The sequence below is a fragment of the Streptomyces sp. B1I3 genome, from assembly GCF_030816615.1.
Taxonomy (GTDB): Bacteria; Actinomycetota; Actinomycetes; order Streptomycetales; family Streptomycetaceae; genus Streptomyces.
In genome coordinates, this window is sequence record NZ_JAUSYD010000001.1 from 329475 (window position 1) to 352051 (window position 22577).

At 73.9% G+C, this 22577-nt stretch carries 2 protein-coding genes; both read right to left on the reverse strand.

The genetic code is table 11. From position 1 onward, the window contains the following. Nucleotides 1-233 precede the first annotated feature (233 nt). Nucleotides 234-7820 (reverse strand): non-ribosomal peptide synthetase, encoded by a 7587-nt coding sequence (locus tag QFZ58_RS01640; RefSeq protein WP_307123064.1) that lies wholly within the window; start codon nt 7818-7820, stop codon nt 234-236. Beyond that, a complete protein-coding gene (locus tag QFZ58_RS01645; protein ID WP_307123065.1) occupies nt 7817-22384 on the reverse strand; it encodes a non-ribosomal peptide synthetase in 14568 nt (4855 codons plus the stop codon). Before QFZ58_RS01645 ends, QFZ58_RS01640 begins: the two co-directional genes overlap by 4 nt. Nucleotides 22385-22577 lie beyond the last annotated feature (193 nt).

A 22577-nucleotide genomic window follows, 5' to 3' on the forward strand; every position in this document is an offset into this window, starting at 1 on the left:
AGTCTCCGCCCCCGGCGGAGGGGTATCCGGCCGGGGTTCATCCTTTCGAGATCAACATCTGCGAGCGCGTCCCGCCCGGTGCGTCCGTCCCGTGCGGTGTCCGGCCACGGTGCGGTCTCCCCTTCCGCCTGGGCGAGCGGGCTGTGGCCTGCCGGTCCGGAACATCCGCGTCTGCTCCCGGTACGGCCACCGTCACACCCCCAGGGGTCGTCGTCGCCGGGCGTGCCCGGCGGCTACGTCGTGGCCCGCACCCCCCGCGGAGCGGGCAGGAAGCCTGTCCCGTGGAAGTAGGTGAGGTAGCGGGTCAGGACGTCGTCCGTCAGGGGTGGCAGGTGGATGCCCAGAGCCCCGGTCTCCTTGGCCGTCCGGCTGGAGTCGAAGCCACGGTGCTCCGTCGCCTCGTGCCGGATCTCCCCCTCGTCGCCGAGGAACAGTTGCGCCGCGTTGTCGTGTTGTTCCGCGACGCGGGCCTGCCAGTCCGGCGCGGGAACGGTGCGCAGCTCGTGGCCCAGGCGGGCGGCCGCTTCGAAGACGCGGTCCAGACCGGGGGCGTCCGGGTTGGTGAGGTGATAGGTATCGGCGCCCGTCCGACCGGACGCGCAGAGCGCCACGACCGCAGCGCTGACGTAGTCCACGGGCACCCAGTCGGTCGTACCGTACGGCAGGTCCGGCACCGCGCCCGCCTGCAGGCATCCCTTGATGAGCTGCCAGAGCAGGTCGCGGTCCTGGCAGGCGCCGGTGGTGGTGTCGCCGCTGATGCGGCCGGGGCGGTAGACGGTGACCGGCAGGCCGCGCTCGCGGGCCTGGCCGACGAGTTGTTCGGCGGCCCACTTGCTCTGCGCGTACCCGTCGGGCAGGCCGGACGCCGGTCCCGTGGGACTCGACTCCGTGATGACGACGGGATCGGTGCCGGGCGCCGGGGCGTAGACGCTCGTGGTCGAGACGTGATGCATCCCGGGTGAGGCGGAGTCGGCGAGCAGGCGCAGCAGTTCCTCGGTGCCTGCCACGTTGGGGGCGCGCAGATCACCGTACCCGGCGGCGAAGTTGACGCGTGCGCCGTTGTGGATGACAGGGCCGAGGCGACGGGCCAGGGCGGCCCGGTCCTCGGGTGACAGACCCAGGCCGGGTGCCGCGAGGTCTCCGGGGACGGGGCGGATCAGGTCGGCGTACCGAGGGCTCCACAGGCCGTAGCGCTCCAGATTGGCCCGCAGCCGCTGCGCGGCGCGCTGTGCGTCCCCGGCCCGTACGAGGCAGTCGACCGGGCCGTCGGTGGTCTCGATGAGATCGCGCAGGAGGAAGGCGCCGAGGAAGCCGGAGGCACCGGTCAGGAAGGGCCGGGCGGACGGGCGGGAGGGCCTGCGGGCGGGGCCGGGCACCGGGGCCGCGGCGGTGCGGCCCGTGATGTCCGCCGCCAGGCGTTCGGCGGCCAGGTCCGGTACCCCGGCGTCCCCCGTGGCCTCCTCCCCCGCCTCGCTGTCCAGGAGGCGGGCGATGCCCTCCACGGTGGGTGTGGCGAACAGGGCGCGCAGAGAGGGGCGTCGGCCGCACCGTTCCGCGATGCGCTGGGCGAGGGTCACGGCGAGGAGCGAGTGGCCGCCCAGGGCGAAGAAGTCGTCCGTGACCCCCACTTCGGGCACGCCGAGCGTCTCCGCGAACGCCTCGCACAGGGCGCGCTCACGGGCGGTGCCCGGTGCCCGGCCACCGGCCGGCACGGCCGGGTCGGGTGCGGGCAGGGCGCGCCGGTCCGTCTTGCCGTTGGGGGTGACGGGCAGGGCTTCGAGCCGCACGTGGGCGGCGGGGATCATGTGGTCGGGCAGGGTGGTGGCGAGGTGCGCGCGCACCTCGTCGTCGTCCGGGCCGGCCGCTCCGTCCGCGGGCACGGTGTAGGCGACCAGCCGCCGGTCGCCGGGCCGGTCCTCGCGGACGACGGCGCAGGCCGCGGCGACGCCGGGCAGAGCGGTCAACGCGGCCTCGATCTCGCCGAGCTCGATGCGGAAGCCGCGGAGTTTGACCTGGTCGTCGGCGCGGGAGACGTAGACGAGTTCCCCGCCGGCCGTCCAGCGCACCAGGTCACCGGTGCGGTACATCCGGCCGCCCGCGCGGTCGAACGGGTCGGCCACGAAACGGGACGCGGTCAGGGCGGCACGGCCGTGGTACCCACGGGCCACTCCCTCGCCGGCGACGTAGAGGTCGCCCACGACGCCGGGCGGCACGGGCGCCATCCGGTCGTCGAGGACGTGGACGCGGGTGCCGTTGACGGGGACGCCGATGGGTACGGTGCGGTCGGGGGCGAGCGGCCCGTCCGCGTGCTGGAAGGTGCTCATGGTCGCGCAGACGGTGGTCTCCGTCGGACCGTAGGCGTTGACGAGGAACCGGTCGCCTGCCCAGGCACGCACCAGCGCCGGCGGGCACGCCTCGCCGGCGAGGACCATCGTGGTCCCTGAGGGGAGCGAGCCGGGCGGCATCACCGCGAGGGCGGCGGGCGGCATGGTGAGGTGGCTGACGCCCCGCTCACGGACCAGCGCGGCGAGGGAGGGGCCGGGCAGCAGGGCGTCGCGTTCGTCGATCTCCAGGCAGGCTCCGGAGAGCAGGCCCATGCACATCTCCCAGAACGCGGCGTCGAAGCTGACGGACGCCATGTGCAGGACCCGGCTGCCCGGACCGACGCGCAGCCGCTCGCTCTGGGTCCTGGCCATGGCGCCGGCGCCCTGGTGGGTGACCACGACGCCCTTGGGGCGGCCGGTGGAGCCGGACGTGTAGATGACGTACGCCGGGTGTGCCGGGAGCAGGGCCGGGACGGGCCGTGTACGGGCGGCGGCGGACGCGGTCGCCGAGGGGTGGTCCCCGCCCCCGAGGTCTCCGACGTACACGCAGGGCACCCGGGACTCCGGGAGGCGGCGGCGGACGGCGGGTGTGGTCAGGAGCAGGCGCGGCCGTGAGTCGTCGAGCATGTAGGACAGGCGCTGGGCCGGGTAGTCCGGGTCGAGCGGCACGTACGCCGCCCCGGCCTTGAGGACGCCGAGGAGCGCCACGACCAGGTCGTTGGTGCGGGGCAGGGCGACGGCCACCCTGTCCTCGGGGCCGATGTTCCGCGCCCTGAGGTGGTGGGCGAGGGCGTCGGCACGGGCGTCGAGCTCACCGTAGGTGAGTGTGGTGGCCGCGTCACGGACGGCCGGGGCGCCCGGGGTACGCCCGGCCCACTGCTCGAAGAGCGCGGGGACGGTGGACGCGGGCAGGTTCTCGACGGGGCCGGTCCCCCAGGCGGTGAGGCGGGCGCGTTCGGCGTCGGTGAGGACGTCGTACGCGCTCAGCGGGCGCTCCGGGTCGTCGGTGACGGCGGTGAGCAGCAGGACGAGGCGCCCGGCGAGATCGCGGACCGTGGCCGCGTCGAAGAGTTCCGTCGCGTAGTCGACGGCGGCGCGCATGCCGCCGGGTGCGCCGTCGTCGTCGTACAGCTCGGTGAAGGTGAACGACAGGTCGAACTTGCTGACTCCGGGGTCGACCGGTACGCCACCCGCGGTGAGGCCGGGCAGGTCGACCGGGGCGGCGGGGGTGTGGTTCTGGAGGATCAGCATGGTCTGGAAGAGCGGGTGGTGGTTCTGCGACCGTGCGGGGTTGAGCAGCTCCACCAGGCGCTCGAAGGGGACGTCCTGATGCGCGTAGGCGGAGAGGTCGGACTCCTTCACGCGGTCGAGGAGCTCGAGGAACGTGGGGTCACCCGTCAGATCCGTGCGCAGTACGAGTGTGTTGACGAAGAAGCCGACGAGGTCCGAGGCGGCCTCGTCGGTGCGTCCGGCGACGGCCGTGCCCAGCGGGATGTCTTCCCCCGCGCCGTGCCGGGAGAGAACGGCCGACAGGGCGGCCTGGAGCACCATGAAGACGCTGGATCCACGGGAGCGGGCGAGCTCCGAGACCTGCCGGGCGGTGATGGGGTCGAGGGCGAACTCGTGGGTGGCGCCGGTGTGCCGGGGTGTGGCGGGACGCGGCCGGTCCCAGGGCAGCTCGACCATCTCCGGCAGCCCGTCCAGCGCGCTCTTCCAGTAGGCCAGCTGTCGTGCGACGAGGCTCTCGGGGTCGTGCTCGGCGCCCAGCAGGCGGCGCTGCCAGAGGGTGTAGTCGGCGTAGTCGACGGGGAGCGCCGGCCATGCCGGTGCCTCGGCGCGGACGCGGGCGCGGTAGGCGGCGCCGAGGTCGTGGGCGAGGGTTGACAGCGACGAGCCGTCGGCGGCGATGTGATGGATCACGAGGACCAGGACGTGGGCGTCGACGGCCGGGCGCAGCAGGGTCGCCCGGAGCGGGAGACGGTGCTCGATGTCGATCGCTGTCTTCGCGGCGGCTTCGATCCGGGCGGTGAGCCCGTCCTCCTCGACGGCTTCGAGGGTGAACGGGAGGCGGACGTCGTCCGGGGCGGTGATGTGCTGGTGCGGCCGGCCGTCGCGCTCCGGGAAGACGGTGCGCAGGGCCGCGTGCCGGGTGACGACGTCGCGGAGCGCCTGGCGCAGGGCGTCCGTGTCGAGGGGGCCGTCGATGCGCAGGGCGAAGGGGATGTTGTACGTGGCGGAGGGGCCTTCGAGGCGGTGGAGGAACCACAGGCGCTGCTGTGCGTAGGAGAGCGGGAGCTCGGTGGGGCGTTCCTGCGGCACGAGGGCGGGCCTGGCGGGACGGTCCGCGTCCCGCAGGGCGGTGGCGAGCGTGGCGACGGTGGGGTTCTCGAAGAGGGTGCGGATGTCGGTCTCGGTGTCCAGGGCGGTGCGGATGCGGCCCACGAGCCGGGTGGCGAGCAGCGAGTGGCCGCCCAGGGCGAAGAAGCTGTCGTCCACGGAGACGCGGGGCACACCCAGTACGTCGGCGAACAGCCCTGCGAGGATCTCCTCGTGGGCGTCGCGCGGCGGCCGGCCCCCCGCGCCGGGCAGGGTGGTGGGCGCGGGCAGGGCGGCATGGTCGAGCTTGCCGTTCGCGGTCAGCGGCAGTGCGTCGAGTGGCTGGATGGTGGCCGGCACCATGTAGGCGGGCAGCTGACGGCCGACGTGCGCGGCGAGTAGTTCCGGGTCCGGGGTCCGCCCGGGGGCCGGGACGACGTAGGCGGTCAGGGTGCGGTCGCCGGGCAGGTCCTCGCGGACCAGGACGCAGGCCGCGCGCACGGAGGCGTCGGCACGGAGGACCGCCTCGATCTCGGCCGGCTCGATGCGGTGGCCGCGGAGTTTGATCTGCTGGTCGGCGCGTGCGACGTAGTGCAGGGTGCCGTCGGCGTCCCGGCGCACGAGGTCGCCGGTGCGGTACATCCGTGCCCCGGTCCCGGCGAACGGGTCGGCGACGAACCGGGTGGCGGTGAGGCCGGGACGTCCGAGGTAGCCGCGCGCGACACCCGGGCCGGCGACGTACAACTCGCCCTCGGCACCGGGCGGCACGGGCCGCACGGCCGCGTCGAGGACGTAGGCGCGCATGCCGTCGAGCGGTCGGCCGATCGGGGGCACGGCGCCGGGAGCGTCTCCGGGGCGGACGCGGTGGAGGGTCGCGAAGGTGGTGGTCTCGGTGGGTCCGTAGACGTTGAGGAAGGCGGTTCGGGGGTGGGCGGCGGCGAGGCGCTGGAGGACGCCGGGCGCTGCCGTCTCGCCTCCGGAGGCTGTCAGCCGCAGCAGGCCGAGGGCGCCGGGATCGGTCTCGGCGACGACGTTGAACAGGGCCGTGGTCAGGAACGCCGCCGTCACGCCGTCCCGGGCGACCAGCTCGCGGAGCACGGCGGGCTGGAGGGTGCCCTCGGGGGCCACGACGACGCGGCCCCCGTTGAGGAGGGGCGCCCACATCTCGAAGGTGGAGGCGTCGAAGACGTACGCCGAGTGCATCAGGACCGCGTCGGCCGCCCCGTCGCCCCATGTCCGGTCGGCCGCGAGGGCGGTGATGTCCGCATGGGTGACGCCGACGGCCTTGGGCAGGCCGGTGGAGCCGGAGGTGAACATCACGTACGCGAGCCGGGCGCCGCCCGTGACGGCGGGAAGGGGCCCGGGGGCGGCCGGGCCGCCGTGCAGCGCCCGGCCCGCCGCGTCGACGGTCACCACACGGACGTCGGGGCCTGGTCGGCGCGCCCAGGCGTGCGCGCGGGTGGTCTCGTCGACGATCAGGACGCGCGGTGCGGCCACGTCGGTGACGCGGGCGAGCCGTTCGACGGGCCAGCGCGGGTCCAGCGGTACGTAGACGGCTCCCGCGCGCAGGGCCGCAAGGGAGGCGGTGACCACGGCCGTCGAGCGGCCCAGGAGGATGCCGACGCCGTCCTCCACGCCCGTGCCGAGCCCGGTCAGGATGCCGGCCAGCGTTGCTGCGTGTTCTTCCAGTTGTGCGTAGGTCAGCTTCTCGCCCGCACCGGACACGGCCACCGCGTCCGGGTGCCGGGCGGCGTGCCTTGCGACGGCGGCCGGGATGCTCTCGTCCAGGGAGCCGCAGGCGAGCTCGGAGCCCCGTCCTTGCGCGAGCAGCGTCTCGCGCTCACCGTCCAGCAGGACGGGGGCCGCGTCGGCGCGGCCGCCGAGCCCGTCCGCCATCGCGGTCAGCAGGCGCCGCATGCGGGCGACCGTGCGGGCCACCTCGTCCCGGTGGAGCACGGCGGCCCGGTAGCCGAAGGTGATCTTCAGCGCGTCGCCCGGTGCGATGGTGAGGGTGAGCGGGTAGTGGGCCGCGTCCGTTCCGCTGAAGCCGGTCACTTCGAGACCGGGCAGTCCCTGCTGCGCGGTGCGCAGGGCCTCGGCGTCCATGGGGTAGTTCTCGAACACGACCAGGGTGTCGAAGAGTTCGTCCAGGTCCGTGACGCCGCGTATCTCGGTCAGACCCACGTACTGACTGCCCAGGAGGCGGCCCTGTTCCTCCTGGAGCCGGGTCAGGAGCGCGGCCAGGGTCTCGCCCGGTGCCGGGCGGAGCCGTACCGGCACGGTGTTGATGAACAGGCCGACCATCGACTCGATGCCCGGGATCTCCGGCGGCCGGCCGGAGACGGTGGTGCCGAAAACGACGTCCGGGCGCCCGGTGAGGTGGGCGAGCAGCAGACCCCAGGCGCCCTGTACGAGCGTGTTGAGGGTGAGCCGGTGGGCGCGGGCCGTCTCACGCAGCCGGCGCGTCGTGCCCGCGTCCAGATCGAGGACGAGGGTCTCGGGAAGGGCGCCGGGGCCCGGCACGTCCGCGCCGCCCCGCCCGGCGAGCAGGGTCGGCGCCTCGAGGCCGTCCAGGGCGGTGCGCCAGAGGTCGAGGGCGGCGGCACGGTCCTGCTGGGCCAGCCATGCGAGGTAGGTGCGGTACGGGGTGACGCGCGGCAGGGCGCTGTCGTCGCCCCGGCGTGCGTACAGCTCGAACAGCTCTCGTACGAGCAGGGGCATGGACCATCCGTCGAGCAGGATGTGATGGCTCGTCATGACGAGCCGGTGGCGCTCCGGCGCGGTGCGCACGAGGGTGAAGCGCATCAGAGGCGGGGCGTCGAGGTCGAAGCGACGGGTACGGTCGGCGGCGAGGAAAGCGGTGAGACGCTCCTGTGCCGTACCAGTTCCGTCAGGGCCGGTCAGGTCCAGTTCCTCCAGTGGCACCGGCACCTCGGCGGCGACTGCCTGCACGGGCTCGTCCAGGTCCTCGTGGAGGAAGCCGACCCGCAGGTTGGCGTGCCGCCGCAGCAGGCCGCCGACGGCGGCGTGCAGAGCGGGGACGCTGACAGGCCCTTCGAGGTCGAGGACGAACTGCGCGGTGTAGACGTCCACGGCGCGGGAGTCGTACAGCGCGTGGAAGAGCATGCCTGCCTGCAACGGCGTCAGCGGCAGTACGTCTTCCAGTTTGAACCCGGTCACTTGCGTCCACCCCACTTGTTCTGCAGTCGGTCGATCTGGGCCTGGTCGAGCGAGACCAGGGGAAGGTCGGAGGGCGTCCAGCCGCCCGCGTCGGGCCGTTCGGCATGCTCGGCGACGGCGCGCAGCGCGCGTACGAAGGCGTTGGCCAGTGCCTCGACGTCCTCCTCCTTGAGGAGGTCGCTGGGCCAGGTCCAGCGGGTGACCAGGCGCGGACCGTCCGGCAGGTCCTCGGTGTGCGCGTTGACGTCGAGTACGTGGTGGACGGGCATGTCGGGGTCCTGGGCGCGCGGCCCGCCACCGTCGAGCAGCACCTCCCAGTCGGCGCCCCCGTCCCCGTCGGCCCCCTCCTGCGCGGCGGCGTACCTGCCGAGGTAGTTGAAGCCGATCTGAGGGTCGGGCGCGGTGGCCAGTTGGGGGCGGGTGGCCGGGTTGAGGTGGCGCAGCATCCCGTAGCCGACGCCGTGGTCGGGGATGGTCCGCAGCTGTTCCTTGACGCGCTTGAGGGCGCGTTCGACCAGGGCGGCGTCGAAGCGGCCGGGCTCGCGGGCCTCGACGGGTCCCGGGTCGAGCCGGACCGGGTAGAGGCTGGTGAACCAGCCGACCGTGCGGGAGAGGTCGAGGTGGTCGGCGATCTGCTCGCGGCCGTGGCCCTCCAGGTCGAGGAGGACGGCGGTGCCGTCCGGGTGGGATCCGTCGGGGCCGGCGGTCCGTTCCGCACGCCAGGAGCAGACGGCAAGAGCGAGGCCCGTGAGCAGGACGTCCTCCACCCCGGCATGGAAGGCGGCGGGGACGGTGGTGAGCAGGGGCGTGGTCCAGGTGGCAGGCAGGTGCGTGGTCAGGGTGCGTGTCCGGTCCGCGGTGTCCCGGTCGGGGTCGAGCGGCCGGTATCCCAGCTGCGGGTCGGGTGTGCTCAGCACCGTCCGCCACAGGTCGAGTTCCGCCTCACGCGTGGCCTCACGTGCCTGGGAGTCGAGGAGAAGGGCCCAGTGCCGGTAGGACGTGCCGGCCGGGGGCAGTGCCACGGCCCCTTCGCCGGCGGCTGCGGCACGGGTGACCGACTGCCAGGCACCGGCCACGTCGGCGGCGAGGATGCGCCAGGAGACCGCGTCGACGGCCAGGTGGTGCACGACGAGGAGCAGCCGCCCGCGGACGTGGGGGCCTGCGTCGCACCAGACGGCCTCGATCACCTCTCCGTGCGCGGGCCGCAGCCGTCTGCGGGCCTGTTCACCTGCCTCGGTGACGGCAGCGCGTACGGCGCCGGCGTCGAGTCCCGCGACGTCGACCCGGGTGAAGCGGCGCCGGGCCGGCACGGAGCCGGGTGGCAGGGTCTCGAGGACGGGTGCGCCGTCGGCCGACCGGCCGGCGCGCAGGCGGAGTGTGTCGTGGTGGTCGATGAGGAGCTGGAGGGTGTCGACGAGGGAGTCCTCGTCGGCGCCCGCGGGCGTGCGCAGCACCCCGGACTGGTTGTATCCGTCCGCGGTGCCGGGCCGTTCCAGGAACCAGGCGGCGATGGGCGTCGGCGGCATCACGCCGGTGCCCAGCCCGGCCGGCGCGGCGGTCTTGCGGTCCAAGGTGGTGGCGACGGCCGCGATGGCCTCGGGCGTGCGGTGGACGAAGACGTCGCGCGGGGTAACACCGAGGCCGGCCTCCCTGACCCGGCTGACGAGCTGGATGGAGAGGATGCTGTCACCGCCGAGGGCGAAGAAGTCGTCGTCGGTGCGGACGGTGGGTGTGCGCAGTACGGAGGCGAACACGTCGCACAGGACGCCTTCCTGCGCGGTGCGCGGCCGTCCGCCCGGCCGGGTGGCGGTGGGGCGCTCCGGGGCGGGCAGGGCCCGCCGGTCGGCCTTGCCGTTGGGCAGCAGGGGCAGTGCGTCGAGCGGGACGAACACGGCGGGCACCATGTACGGCGGCAGGGCCGACATCAGCCGGGAGCGCAACTCGCTGTCGGTGAGGGGTTCGGCGCCGTCCCGCCCGCCGGTGACGGTGTAGGCGACCAGGCGACGCTCCCCCGGACGGTCCTCCCGTACGAGGGCGCATGCGGCGGTGATGCCGTCGAGGTCGGTGAGAGCGGCCTCGATCTCGCCGAGTTCGATGCGGAAGCCGTGCAGCTTGACCTGGTCGTCGGCGCGCGCGACATAGGTGAGCAGGCCGTCGATGTCCCGTCGGACGAGGTCGCCGGTGCGGTACATGCGGCTCCCTCCTGGACCGTACGGATCGGCGACGAACCGTGAGGCGGTCAGGCCCGGGCGCTCGAGGTAGCCGCGTGCGAGGCCGTCGCCCGCGACGTAGAGCTCGCCGGTGACACCCGGCGGCACCGGGCGGAGGCCGCCGTCCAGGACGTAGGCGCGGGTGTTGTCCACGGGGCGGCCGAGCGGGACGGTCTGCTCTCCCCCGTCCGCCTCACCGCCTCGGTAGTGGTGCGCCGCGGCGTCGATGGTCGTCTCGGTGGGCCCGTAGAGGTTGTGCACCTCGGCCGACCAGTCCGCCCGGACCCGCTCCGCCAGGTTCCGGGGCAGGGGTTCACCGCCGCAGAGGACGGCCCGCAGCGTCGTGGGCGCCTCGTCGGGGGTGGTCTCCGTGAGGACGAGTGCGAGGTGAGAGGGGACGAACTGGGCGAGGGTCGTGCCCGCGTCGCGCATCCGGGCCAGCAGCCCCGCCGGGTCGTGGTTGACGGTGGGAGGCACGGGGCAGGTGGCGCCGCCGTGCAGGAGGGGCAGCCAGGTCTCCCAGACCGAGGCGTCGAAACTGGGCGACGTGCGGGCCAGGACCCGGTCCTCGTCGGTGAGGCCCAGGTGGCCTGCCATCCACGCCATGTGGTTGGTCAGGGAGGCGTGGGTGACGACGACTCCCTTGGGGCGGCCGGTGGAGCCCGATGTGTAGATGACGTACGCCGCGTCGCGCGGGTCCGGTGCGGCGGCCGGCGGAGCCGCGCGCCCGGTGGACCAGGCAGCCCGGTCGTCGAGGGCGAGGCAGGGGACGGACGCGCCGTACCGCGCGGCGCGTGCGGTGCCGTGGGTGAGGAGCAGCGCCGGGCGGGCGTCGTCGAGCATGTGGGCGATACGCGCCTCGGGGTACTCCAGGTCGACCGGCAGGTACGCGGCCCCGGCCTTGGCGACCGCCAGCATCGCCACGACCTGGTCGGCGGTGCCTTCGAGGGCGAGTGCGACGAGGTCGCCGCGGCCGATGCCCCGGCTGTGCAGGTGGTGCGCGAGATCGTCGGAGAGCGCGTCGAGCTCGCCGAACGTGAGGCGGTGCGCGCCGTCGAGCACGGCGGTCGCCGCCGGGGTCCGGGCGCACTGGGCGCGGAACGCGTCGGGCGCCGTGCGGGCCTTCGCCAGCCGGACCGGGCCATGCGCGGCTCGGTCCAGGCTCCGCCGCTCGGCCGGGTCCAGGACGTCGGTGGCGTGGACGCGCCTGCCGGGGTCGGAGGCGAGTGTGGCGAGCAGGCGGGTCAGGCGGGCGGCGAGGGCGTGCGCGGTGGCCGGGGCGAAGAGTTCGGTGGAGAACTCCAGGACACCGTCGAGGCCGGCGGGCCGGCCCGTGCCGTCGCGTCTCTCGGAGAAGGTGAAGGTCAGGTCGAATTTGCTGATGCCGGTGCGCACGGGCTGTTCCGTGACCGTGAGCCCTGCCAGGTCGATCTGCGCGTCCTCATGGTTCTGCAGGACGAGCATGGTCTGGAACAGCGGGTGGTGGTTCTGGGCCCGGACCGGGCTGAGTGAGTCCACCAGCCGCTCGAACGGTATGTCCTGGTGGGCGTAGGCCGCCAGGTCGAACTCCCGCACCCGGTCGAGCACTTCGCCGAAGGTGGGATCCCCGCTGAGGTCGGTGCGCAGGACGAGGGTGTTGACGAAGAAGCCCACCAGATCGTCGAGGGCCTCGTCGGTACGGCCGGCGACGGCGGTGCCGAGCGGGATGTCCTCACCGGCGCCGTGCCGCGAGAGGAGCACCGACAGGGCCGCCTGGAGGACCATGAAGAGGCTGCACCCGCGGGCACGGGCGAGTTCGGCCAGGGCCCGGTGGGTGTCCGCGTCGACGGGGAAGGTGAACGCCTCGCCCCGGTGGGCGGTGACGGCGGGGCGCGGCCGGTCGTAGGGCAGGTCGAGCAGGTCGGGAGCGCCGGCGAGCGCGGCGCGCCAGAACTCCAGCTGGCGGGCGGCCTGGCTCGACGGGTCGTCCTCGTCGCCCAGCAGCGAACGCTGCCACAGCGTGTAGTCGGCGTACTGGACGCCGAGTTCCGTCCAGGACGGCTCCACGCCCTCGGTACGTGCCCGGTACGCCTCCCCCAGGTCGCGCGCGAGCGGGGCGAGCGACCAGCCGTCGCCGGCTATGTGGTGGACGACGAGCACGAGGACGTGGTCCTCGGCGGTCGACCGCACCAGCCGGGCCCGTACGGGGATGTCCGTGCTGACATCGAAAACGTGCGCCACTTCGGTGCCCAGGACCTCGTCGAGGCGGTCGGGGGCGGTGTCGCGGGGCGTCAGGTCGAGGTCGGCGCCGACGGCGTCCAGGATGACCTGGCGCGCCACGCCGTCGCTGTCGGGGAAGACGGTGCGCAGGCTCTCGTGGCGCTCGACCACATCCGACAGGGCGCTCTCCAGGGCTTCCACGTCGAGAGGGCCGCGCAGACGGAGCACGAGCGGCACGTTGTACGTGGGGCTGGGCCCCTCGAAACGGTTGAGGAACCACAGGCGTTGCTGTGCGTAGGACAGCGGCAGCGGATCGGGGCGGCTCGTGGCGCGCTCCAGAGGGCTCCTGGCCGCCTCGGCATCGTCCAGCGCGGCGGCGAGCGCCGCCGGCGTGGGGTGCTCGAAGAGGGCCTTGACCTGGAACTCCACACCGAGTGCGGGGCGTATGCGCGCGGTGAGGCGGGTGGCGAGCAGCGAGTGGCCGCCGAGGGCGAAGAAGTCGTCGTCGGCCCCCACCCCGTCGAGGCCGAGCAGGTCGGCGAAGAGTCCGCACAGGATCTCCTCGACGGCGGTGCGAGCGGCGCGCCCGCGGGCCGGAGCGTGGTGCTCGGGGGCGGGCAGCGCGTGCCGGTCCACCTTGCCGTTGAGGGTCAGCGGCAGCGCGTCGAGCAGGACGAAGACGGTGGGCACCATGTAGGCGGGCAGCGACCGGCCGACGGCGCGGGCGAGGTCGCCGGGGTCGGGGCGCGCACCGACGGCGGGCACCACGTAGGCGACCAGCCGCCGGTCGCCGGGGGTGTCCTCGCGCACGACGACGAAGGAGTCGGCGACGCCGTCGCAGCAGGCGAGCGCACCCTCGATCTCACCGGGTTCGATCCGGTAGCCGCGCAGTTTCACCTGCCCGTCGGCGCGGTTGACGTAGGCGATCTGGCCGTCGTGCGTCCACCGGACGAGGTCGCCGGTACGGTACATGCGTCCGCCCGCCGGATCGAACGGGTCGGCCACGAAGCGCGTGGCGGTGAGGCCCGGAAGGCCGGTGTACCCGCGTGCCACGCCTCGGCCCGCGAGGTACAGCTCGCCCACCACCCCAGGCGGTACCGGGCCCAGGGAACCGTCGAGGACGTACAGGCGCATGCCGTCCAGGGCTCGGCCGATGGGCGGCGGGCCGGACGGCAGGTCCGCCGACACGTCGTAGCGGGTGGCGAAGGTGGTGGTCTCCGTGGGTCCGTACACGTGGAGTACGCGCACACCGGGTGCGGTCCCGGCGACCCGCTGCATCGCGTCCGGTGAGGCCAGTTCCCCACCGGCGCACACGAGCCGGAGGCCGGCGAAGGCGCCGGGATCGGTCTCGGCGATCACGTTGAACAGCGCCGTCGTCAGGAACACCGCGGTCACGTGGTGCTCATGGACGGCGTCGCCGAGGACGCCGGCGTCCAGAACGCCGTCCGGTGCCACGACGATGCGGCCGCCGCGCAGGAGCGGGGCCCAGATCTCGAACGTGGAGGCGTCGAAGACGTACGCCGAGTGCATCAGGACCGCGTCGGCCGCGCCGCCGGCCCAGGCGGAGTCGGCTGCGAGCGCGACCACGTCGGCGTGCGTGACGCCGACGCCCTTGGGCAGGCCGGTCGAGCCGGAGGTGGACATCACGTAGGCGAGCGCGCCCGGGCCGGGCACCGCGGCCGGGTGGCCCGGCCGTGCGGGCGCGCCCCGCAGGACCCGGCCGAGCCGGTCCACGACCACGACCGGCAGCCGGCTGAGCGTCGCGGTGACCCAGGGGGTGGCGAAGGCGTCCTCGTCGACGACGAGGACCCGTACGGCCGCCACCCCGGCGACCTGGTCGAGCCGTTCCCCGGGCCAGCGCGCGTCCAGCGGGACGTAGGCGCCGGACGCGCGGACCGCTCCCAGGGACACCGACACCACGGCCGGCGACCGGGTGAGCAGCACGCCGACCCCGCATTCGGGGCCGGCGCCGAGGCCGGCCAGGGTGCGGGCGAGGTCGGCGGAGATCCCGTCGAGTTCGGCATACGTGAGGGTGGTGCCGCCGCCGGTCACGGCGACGGCGCCGGGTGTGCGGTGCACCTGGGCCGCGAAGAGGGCGGGCAGGGTGGCGTCCGCGGTGTCGGCGGGCAGGCCCGGGCCGGCCCCCCAGTGGGTGACGCGGGCGTGCTCCTCCGGGGCCATCAGGCCGTAGCCGGCCAGGGGCAGAGTGGGGTCGGCGGCCACCTGCTCCAGGAGGCGGACCAGGCGGACGGCGAGGGTGTCGACGGTGGTCCTGTCGAAGAGGGCGGTGGCGTACTCGATCCCTGCGGCGAGGCCGCCCCCGGCCCGCTCCTCGGTGAAGGCGAAGGTGAGGTCGAACTTGCTCAGGCCGTTGTGCACGAGCCGGTCCTGGACGGTGAGCCCCGGCAGGTCGGGGCTCACCGCTTCCTGGTTCTGCAGGACCAGCATGGTCTGGAACAGCGGGTGGTGGTTGCGCGCCCTGACGGGGTTGACGCTTTCGACGAGACGCTCGAAGGGCACGTCCTGGTGCGCGTACGCGGCCAGGTCGAACTCCCGCACGCGTACGAGCAGTTCCCGGAAGGTCGGGTTGCCTGACAGATCCGTGCGCAGGACGAGCGTGTTGACGAAGAACCCGACCAGGTCCTCGAGCGCCTCGTCCGGGCGGCCGGCGACGGGCGAGCCGAGCGGGATGTCGTCACCCGCGCCGTGCCGGTGCAGCAGGGTGGCCACCGCGGCCTGGAGCACCATGAACAGGCTGCTGCCCGACTCCGCGGCGAGACGCAGAAGACGGTGGTGGAGCCCGGCCGGCACGTCGAAGGTGTGGACGGCCCCCCTCGGGTCGGTCGTGACCGGGCGAGCGCGGTCCAGCGGCAGGTCGATCAGACCCGGCAGGCCCTGCAGAGCGGTGTGCCAGTGGTCGAGTTGCCGGCGCAGGAGGCTCTGCGGCGCGACGCCGTCCCCGAGGACCGCGTGCTGCCAGAGGGCGTAGTCGGCGTACTGGAGCGGGGTGCCGGCCGCCTGATGGGGTTCGTGGCCCGCCAGCCGGGCCCGGTAGGCGTCGCCGAGGTGACGGGCGAGCGGGGCGAGCGACCAGCCGTCGGCCGCGATGTGGTGCAGGACGAGCACCAGGACGTGGTGGCCGGGCGCGGCACGCAACAGCAGGGCGCGCAGCGGCGGGTCCGTGACGACGTCGAACGGCTCGCGCACGGCGGCCAGGACGGCGTCCTCCAGCTCGGCCGGCGCCGAGGTGACGACGGCCGGGCGGGGTGTGGCGACGCGCGCGGGAAGCACCATCTGGTGGGGGACGCCGTCCCGTTCGGGGAAGACGGTGCGCAGCGCCTCGTGGCGCTCCACGACGTCGAGCAGGGCGGTGCACAGGGCGTCGGTGTCCAGGGCGCCGTCGAGTTCGAGGACGAGCGGGATGTTGTAGGTCGAGCTGGGGCCTTCGAGCCGGTTCAGGAACCACAGGCGCTGCTGCGCGAAGGACAGGGGCAGCGGGTCGGGCCGTCGCTCCACGGGCACCACCGGTGGCCGGGTCCGGCCCGATGTGTCGAGGACGCGCGCCAGGCCGGCGACGGTCGGGTGCTCGAACAGGGTGCGTACGGCGATCTCGACGCCCAGGACGGTACGGACACGGCTGATGACGCGCATCGCGAGGAGCGAGTGCCCGCCGAGGTCGAAGAAGCTGTCGTGCGGGCCCACGAGGGACCGGTCCAGGACGTCGGCGAAGATACCGGCGAGCACGTCTTCCCGGAGGTCGCTCCCGCCGGGTCCGGCGGTGGTGTCGCCGTTGTCCTCGGGCGCGGGCAGGGCGCGCCGGTCCACCTTGCCGTTGGGCAGCAACGGCAGGCTGTCCAGGACGACGACGGCCCCTGGCACCATGTAGTGCGGCAGGCTCTCGGCGAGGCCGTCGCGCAGGACGGAGGGGCGCAGGGCCGGATCTCCCGTGACCGCGTAGGCGACGAGTGCGCGCCGGCCGGGTATGTCCTCGCGGATCACGGCGCAGGCGGCGGTGACGCCGGGCCCGGCCAGGAGGGCGGCCTCGATCTCGCCCAGCTCGATCCGGAAGCCGCGCAGTTTGACCTGGTCGTCGGCGCGGGTCACGTAGTCGAGCAGACCGCGCCCGTTCCACCGTACGAGGTCGCCCGTCCGGTACATACGGGCGCCGGTGGCGTCGAACGGGTCGGCCACGAATCGTGCGGCGGTCAGGCCCGGGCGGTCGAGGTAACCACGCGCGAGGTTGGGGCCCGACAGGTACAGCTCCCCGGTGACGCCGGGCGGAACGGGCCGCAGCCGGCCGTCTAGGACGTAGGCGCGCATCGAGTCGACGGGAAGGCCGATCGGCACGGTCTCGGACGGTGTGCGGGCGTCCGCGGGCGCCAGGGCCTCCGGACCGCCGGCGCGGTGGGCGGTCGCGTCGATGGTCGCCTCGGTCGGCCCGTAGAGGTTGTGGACCTCGGCCCGCCACTGTTCCGCGACGTCGTCGGCGAGGGTGCGCGGAAGTGGTTCGCCGCCGCACAGGACGGCGCGCAAGCCGGCGAGTGGCGCGGCTTGAGCCGCCTCGGCGAGGACGAGGGTCAGGTGCGAGGGCACGAACTGGGCGACGGTGACGCCGAATCGGCTCATCCAGGAGACGAGGGTCCGGGGTTCCCGGTTGGCGTCGTGCGGGAGCACACAGACTTCGGCGCCGTGCATCAGCGGGAGCCACAACTCCCACACGGAGGCGTCGAAGCTGGTGGAGGTGCGGGCGAGGACCCGGTCGCCCGGGGTGATGGCCAGGTGCCGCGCCATCCAGGCCATGTGGTTCGCCAGAGCCGCGTGCGGTACGACCACGCCCTTGGGGCGGCCGGTGGAGCCGGAGGTGTGGATGACGTAGGCGGGGTCGGCGGGGTGGGGTGCGTCCGGGAGGGGCCCGGTGAGCCGTGAGGGCCGGGCCGCCGGGCCGTCGAGGGCGAGCCAGGGGATGTCGCCGGCGGGCAGGCCCGCGTGGACGTCCGCGGTGGTGAGCAGAAGGACGGGTCTCGCGTCGTCGAGCATGTACCGGATGCGGGCGGGTGGATACTGCGGGTCCACCGGCAGGTAGGCGGCGCCCGACCGGAGGACGGCCAGCATCGCCACGACGGTGTCCACGGACGGCGGCACGGCGAGGGCCACCCGGTCCTCGCAGCCGGCGCCACGCTCGCGCAGGACGTGGGCGAGCGCGTCGGCGCGGGCGTCCAGCTCGGCGTAGGTGAGACTCGTGTGCTCGTCGCGCACGGCGACGGCGTCCGGTGTGCGCGCGGCCCACTCCCGAACCGCTTCTGGGGCGGTGCGGGCGGGCGGCGGAGACTCCGCCCCCTGTCCCAGGCGCAGGAGGACGTCCCGCTCGCCCGGCGCGAGGGGGTCGAGCTCGCCGACCGTACGGTCGGGGTCGGTCACGGCCAGGGTGAGGACGCGGGCGAAGCGGGCGCAGAGAGAGCGGGCGGTGGCGGCGTCGAAGAGATCGGTGGCGTATTCCAGGTAACCGCCGATGCCGCCGGCGCCGGAAGGGGTGACCGCGGACGCGCGCTCGGCAACTGCACTGTGGGCGGCGACTCCGGTGGTGGCCGGGGCTTCGGCTGCTCCGGTGGTGGCCGGGGCTTCGGCTGCTCCGGTGGTGGCCGGGGCTTCGGCTGCTCCGGTGACCTCGTCGACTCCGGTGAGCTCGGTGAGCGAGAACGTCAGGTCGAATTTGCTGACGCCCGTGTGCCGGGACCGGTCGCGGACGGTGACGCCGGGAAGGACCAGCCCCGCCTGCTCCTGGTTCTGGAGGACCAGCATGGTCTGGAAGAGCGGGTGGTGGTCACCGGACCGCTCAGGGTTCACCGCCTCCACGATCCGCTCGAAGGGAATGTCACCATGGCCGAAGGCGGCGAAATCGAACTCCGCGACCCTCTCCAGCAGTTCGCGGAAGCTCGGGTCTCCGGACAGGTCGGCGCGCAGGACGACGGTGTTGACGAAGAACCCGACCAGGTCGTCGAGTGCCTCGTCGGTGCGGCCGGCCACCGCGGCGCCCAGCGGGATGTCGGTCCCGGCACCATGGGCGTGCAGGGTCACGGCAAGGGCCGCCTGAAGCACCATGAAGGGGGTGCAGCCGGTGGCGCGGGCGAGCCGGACGAGCGCGGCGTGCGCGGGAGCGGGCAGTGCGAAGGGGACCGCGTCGCCCCGGTGGCTGGACACGGCCGGGCGGGGCCTGTCGAGTGGCAGGTCGAGAAGGTCGGGGGCGCCGCGCAGTGCCTCCTGCCAGAAGGCGAGCTGGCGTGCGGCCAGGCTGTCCGGGTCGTCGTCGTCGCCGAGCAGCCGGCGTTGCCAGAGGGTGTAGTCCGCGTACTGCACGCGCAGCGCGGGCCAGTCGGGCGTGCCCGTACCCGCGGTCCTGGCGCGATAGGCGGCGCCGAGGTCACGGCTGAGCGGCGCGAGGGACCAGCCGTCGGCGACGACGTGGTGGAGGACGAGGACCAGGACATGGCGGGCGGTGCCCAGGCGAAGCAGATGGGCACGGACGCCGGCCTGGCCGTCGAGGTCGAAGGGCACCGCGGAAAGGCGCCGCACCGCCCCCTCGGCCCAGGCGTCGGCGCTCTCCCCGGCCGGGGGCTGCTCGACGACGAGGGGGACGAGCTCCGCGGCGGCGGATGTGCCGATGACTTCCTGGCGGGCCACGCCGTCGTGCTCGGCGAAGACGGTGCGCAGGCTCTCGTGCCGGACGACCACGTCGGTCAGGGCACCGCGCAGGGCATCGGTGTCCAGGGCACCTTCGAGTTCGAGGACGAGCGGGATGGTGTACGTGTCACCGGGGCCGTCGGCACGGTTGAGGAACCAGAGGCGCTGCTGAGCGAAGGAAAGCGGGACCACTTCGGGCCGTTCCTGCGGGGAGAGGGCCGGCCGGGCCGTCCCGCTGGTACCGAGGGCGGCTGCGAGCGAGGCGACCGTGGGGTGTTCGAAGAGGGTGCGTATGCCGAGTTCGGCGCCCAGCGCGGCCCGCACCCGGCCCGTGAGGCGGGTGGCGAGCAGGGAGTGCCCGCCGAGGGAGAAGAAGTTGTCGTCGATGCCGACGGAGGCCACACCCAGGACGTCGGCGAAGAGGCCGGCCAGGACCTCTTCGTGGGCCGTGCGCGGGGCGCGGCCGGTGGTGGCGACGCCACGGGGGGCGGGCAGGGCCCGGCGGTCGACCTTGCCGTTCGCGTTCAGCGGCAGCGCGTCGAGGAGGACGAACACGGAAGGGACCATGTACGAGGGCAGCGTGCGTCCAGCGCGGCGGGCCAGCGCGAGCTCGTCCGGGCGGGTGCCCGGTGCCCCCACGACGTACGCCACGAGGCGCCGGTCACCCGGTATGTCCTCGCGGACCTGGACGCAGGCGGCGCGCACCCCCGGATCGGCGAGCAGGGTGTTCTCGATCTCGGAGGGCTCGATGCGGAACCCGCGGAGCTTGACCTGCCCGTCGGCGCGGCCGACGTACTCGATGTCGCCGCGCGCGCTCCAGCGCACGAGGTCGCCGGTCCGGTACATGCGGCCACCGCGCGTGTCGTACGGGTCGGCGACGAACCGGGTGGCGGTCAGCGCCGGGCGGCCCTGGTAGCCCCGGGCGACGCCGTGCCCGCTCACGTACAGCTCCCCCACGACACCGGGCGGCACAGGTCCGAGGGTGCCGTCGAGCACGTACAGGCGCATACCGTCGAGGGCCCGGCCGATGGGCGGGACGCCCGGGGTCGCCGGAGCGACCTCGTGGCGGGTGGCGAAGGTCGTGGTCTCGGTGGGTCCGTAGACGTTCAGGACGCGCGTGCCGGGGACGGCCGCCGTCACCTGTTGCATCAGGTCCGGAGCGGCGGCCTCACCACCGACGGCGACGAGGCGCAACCCGGCGAACGCCGCGAGGTCGGCCTCGGCCACGACGTTGAACAGAGCTGTCGTCAGGAACAGCGCGGTCACCCCGTGCCGCTCCACCATGTCTCTGAGGGCAGGCGCCTCCAGGACGCCACCGGGCGCGACGACCACTGAGCCGCCGTTGAGGAGCGGCACCCAGATCTCGAACGTCGAGGCGTCGAAGACGTAGGCCGAGTGCAGCAGCACCGCCTGACACGCACCGTCCGTCCAGGCGGTGTCGGCGGCCAGCGCCATGACGTCGGCGTGGGTGACACCGACGCCCTTGGGCAGACCTGTGGAGCCGGAGGTGAACATCACGTACGCGAGCCGGTCGGCACGGGTCACATCCGGCAGCGGTCTCGGCCGTGGTGGGGCGCCGCGTACGACAACGCCGTGACCGTCGACGACGATCACCGGCAGGATGGCGGCCGTCTCCTCGACCCAGGGACGGGTGGCGGTGGCCTCGTCGACCACCAGGGCGCGGACGCGAGCCACTTCGGCGACCCGGCCGAGCCGCTCGGCCGGCCAGGCCGCGTCCATCGGTACGTACGCGGCCCCCGCGCCGACTGCGCCGAGCGTGGCGGACACCAGGGCCGCCGAGCGGCCCACGAGGACACCGACGCCGTCCTCGGGGCCGATGCCCCAGCCGGCCAGGGCGACGGAGAGCTCGTCCGCCACCTGCGCCAGCCGCCGGTAGGAGAGCGTGTCGGCACCGTCCACCACCGCCGGTGCGTCGGGGGTCAGGCGGGCCTGCGTACCGAATGCTTCCGGCAGAGTCGAGGCTGTCCGCGTGGGCGGCAGGCCGGTGCCTCGCCCCTGGGCGAGCAGCTTCTCGGCGACGGTGCCGTCGAGAAGCGGAAGGTCACGGAGAGGTGTGTCGGCGTCCGCGGTGGCCAGAGCCGACAGGAAGGACACGAGCGCCTGCTGGAGCAGCCGCACGTCCTCGGGGTGGTAGAGCTCCGGGTTGGCGTCGAAGCCGATCAACGGCCCTTTGCCCTCGGCCCTTTCGGAGACGAAGAGCGACACGTCGTCGACCGGTCCGATGGACAGGACGCGCGAGGGGGCGGGGCTGCCGGCGAAGTCCAGGTCGTAGTCGTAGCCCATGATGTTGACGACCACGTCCGTCAGGCGTTCGGCACCGTCGGTCATGTTCAGCTCGCGGGCCAGCTGTTCGCGGGAGAAGCGACGGTGGCGCAGGGCGCCGCCCATCTCGGCGGCGGCGGCACGTATGAGGCCGCCGACCGTCATGTCGGCGGTGACGTGCAGGCGCAGCGGCAGGATGTTGGAGGTCATCCCGACGATGTGCCGCAGCCCGCCGTGACGGCCGTTGGAGGCGAGGCCCACGGTGATGTCCTGCGCGCCGGTGACACGGCCGACGTAGGCGGCGACCGCGCTCACGAGCACGGCGGACCACTTGGTGCGGTTGCCGGCGGCGAGCCTGCGCAGGTCGTCGAGGACGGTGACGGGCAGGGTCTCGCCTGTGTGCATCCGGACGTCCGCCCCGGCGGACGCGCCGGATGCGGCCGGTGCCGTCGTGTCGGTGCGCCGCCGGAGCAGCGCCGCGCCGCCCTGCGCGCGCGTGTCGTCCCCGGCACCGGTCGCCCCCCGCGTCCCCGCGCCCGCCAGGTCGGCGAACTTGCTGGTCCAATAGGCGCGGTCGGCCTCGTAGCGGTGCGAGCGGCGGTAGGTCTCCTCGTCGGCGACGAGGTCGCGCAACGGTGCGGGGGCCGGCTCGGCCGCGGCGGGGTTCTCGCCTCGTACGGCGCGCCCGTAGAGGTCGGCCACGGTGCGGCCGAAGACCGCGCCGCCGAGGCCGTCGACGGCGATGTGGTGGAAGCGGACGTACCAGTAGTGCAGCCGGGCACCGAGACGCAGCAGTGCGAAATGGTGGCGCGGGGCGTCGAGCCGGTCGACGGCGGACATGTCGTGGGCCATGTAGTGCTCGGCGGCGGCGACGGGGTCGTCGGTGCCGGACAGGTCGACCATGTGGAGCCGGTCGGGGTCGGCCGTGGGGCGGCGGATGACGTGCTGCCGTACTGTCTCGCCCTCGGTGACGAACTCCAGGTTGAGGCTGTCGCACAGGGCGGCGGCGCGGCCGACAGCCGCAGCGAATAATTCCTCGTCGAGGTCACCCAGGATCTCGAAGCATTCCCCGACGTTGTATTTCGGACTGTCCGGGTCGACCAGCTGTCCGTACCAGACGCCCTGCTGAGCAACGGTCAGTCCGAGGAATTCCTCGGGAACCGTGTCCGTCGGAAGCAAACGGTTTTCCTGCATGCCGGTCCACACCTTTGGGGAGAGTTTTCGGGGACGGTGAAGGAAGGCCGGGTGAAACCGACCGCGCCGGTGCGCCGATCTTCGACACCGGGCGCCGGCGTAAGCGGATGGGGAACATCGCGCATCCACGGCGCATGCGCGGCCGGAATCGCATACAGGCCGTGGCCACCTGACCGGGGACCACGTCGCCTCG

Excerpts from the sequence above, each read along its gene's own strand:
- QFZ58_RS01645 (WP_307123065.1), bottom strand. The coding sequence starts at position 22,384 with ATGCAGGAAAACCGTTTGCTTCCGACGGACACGGTTCCCGAGGAATTC.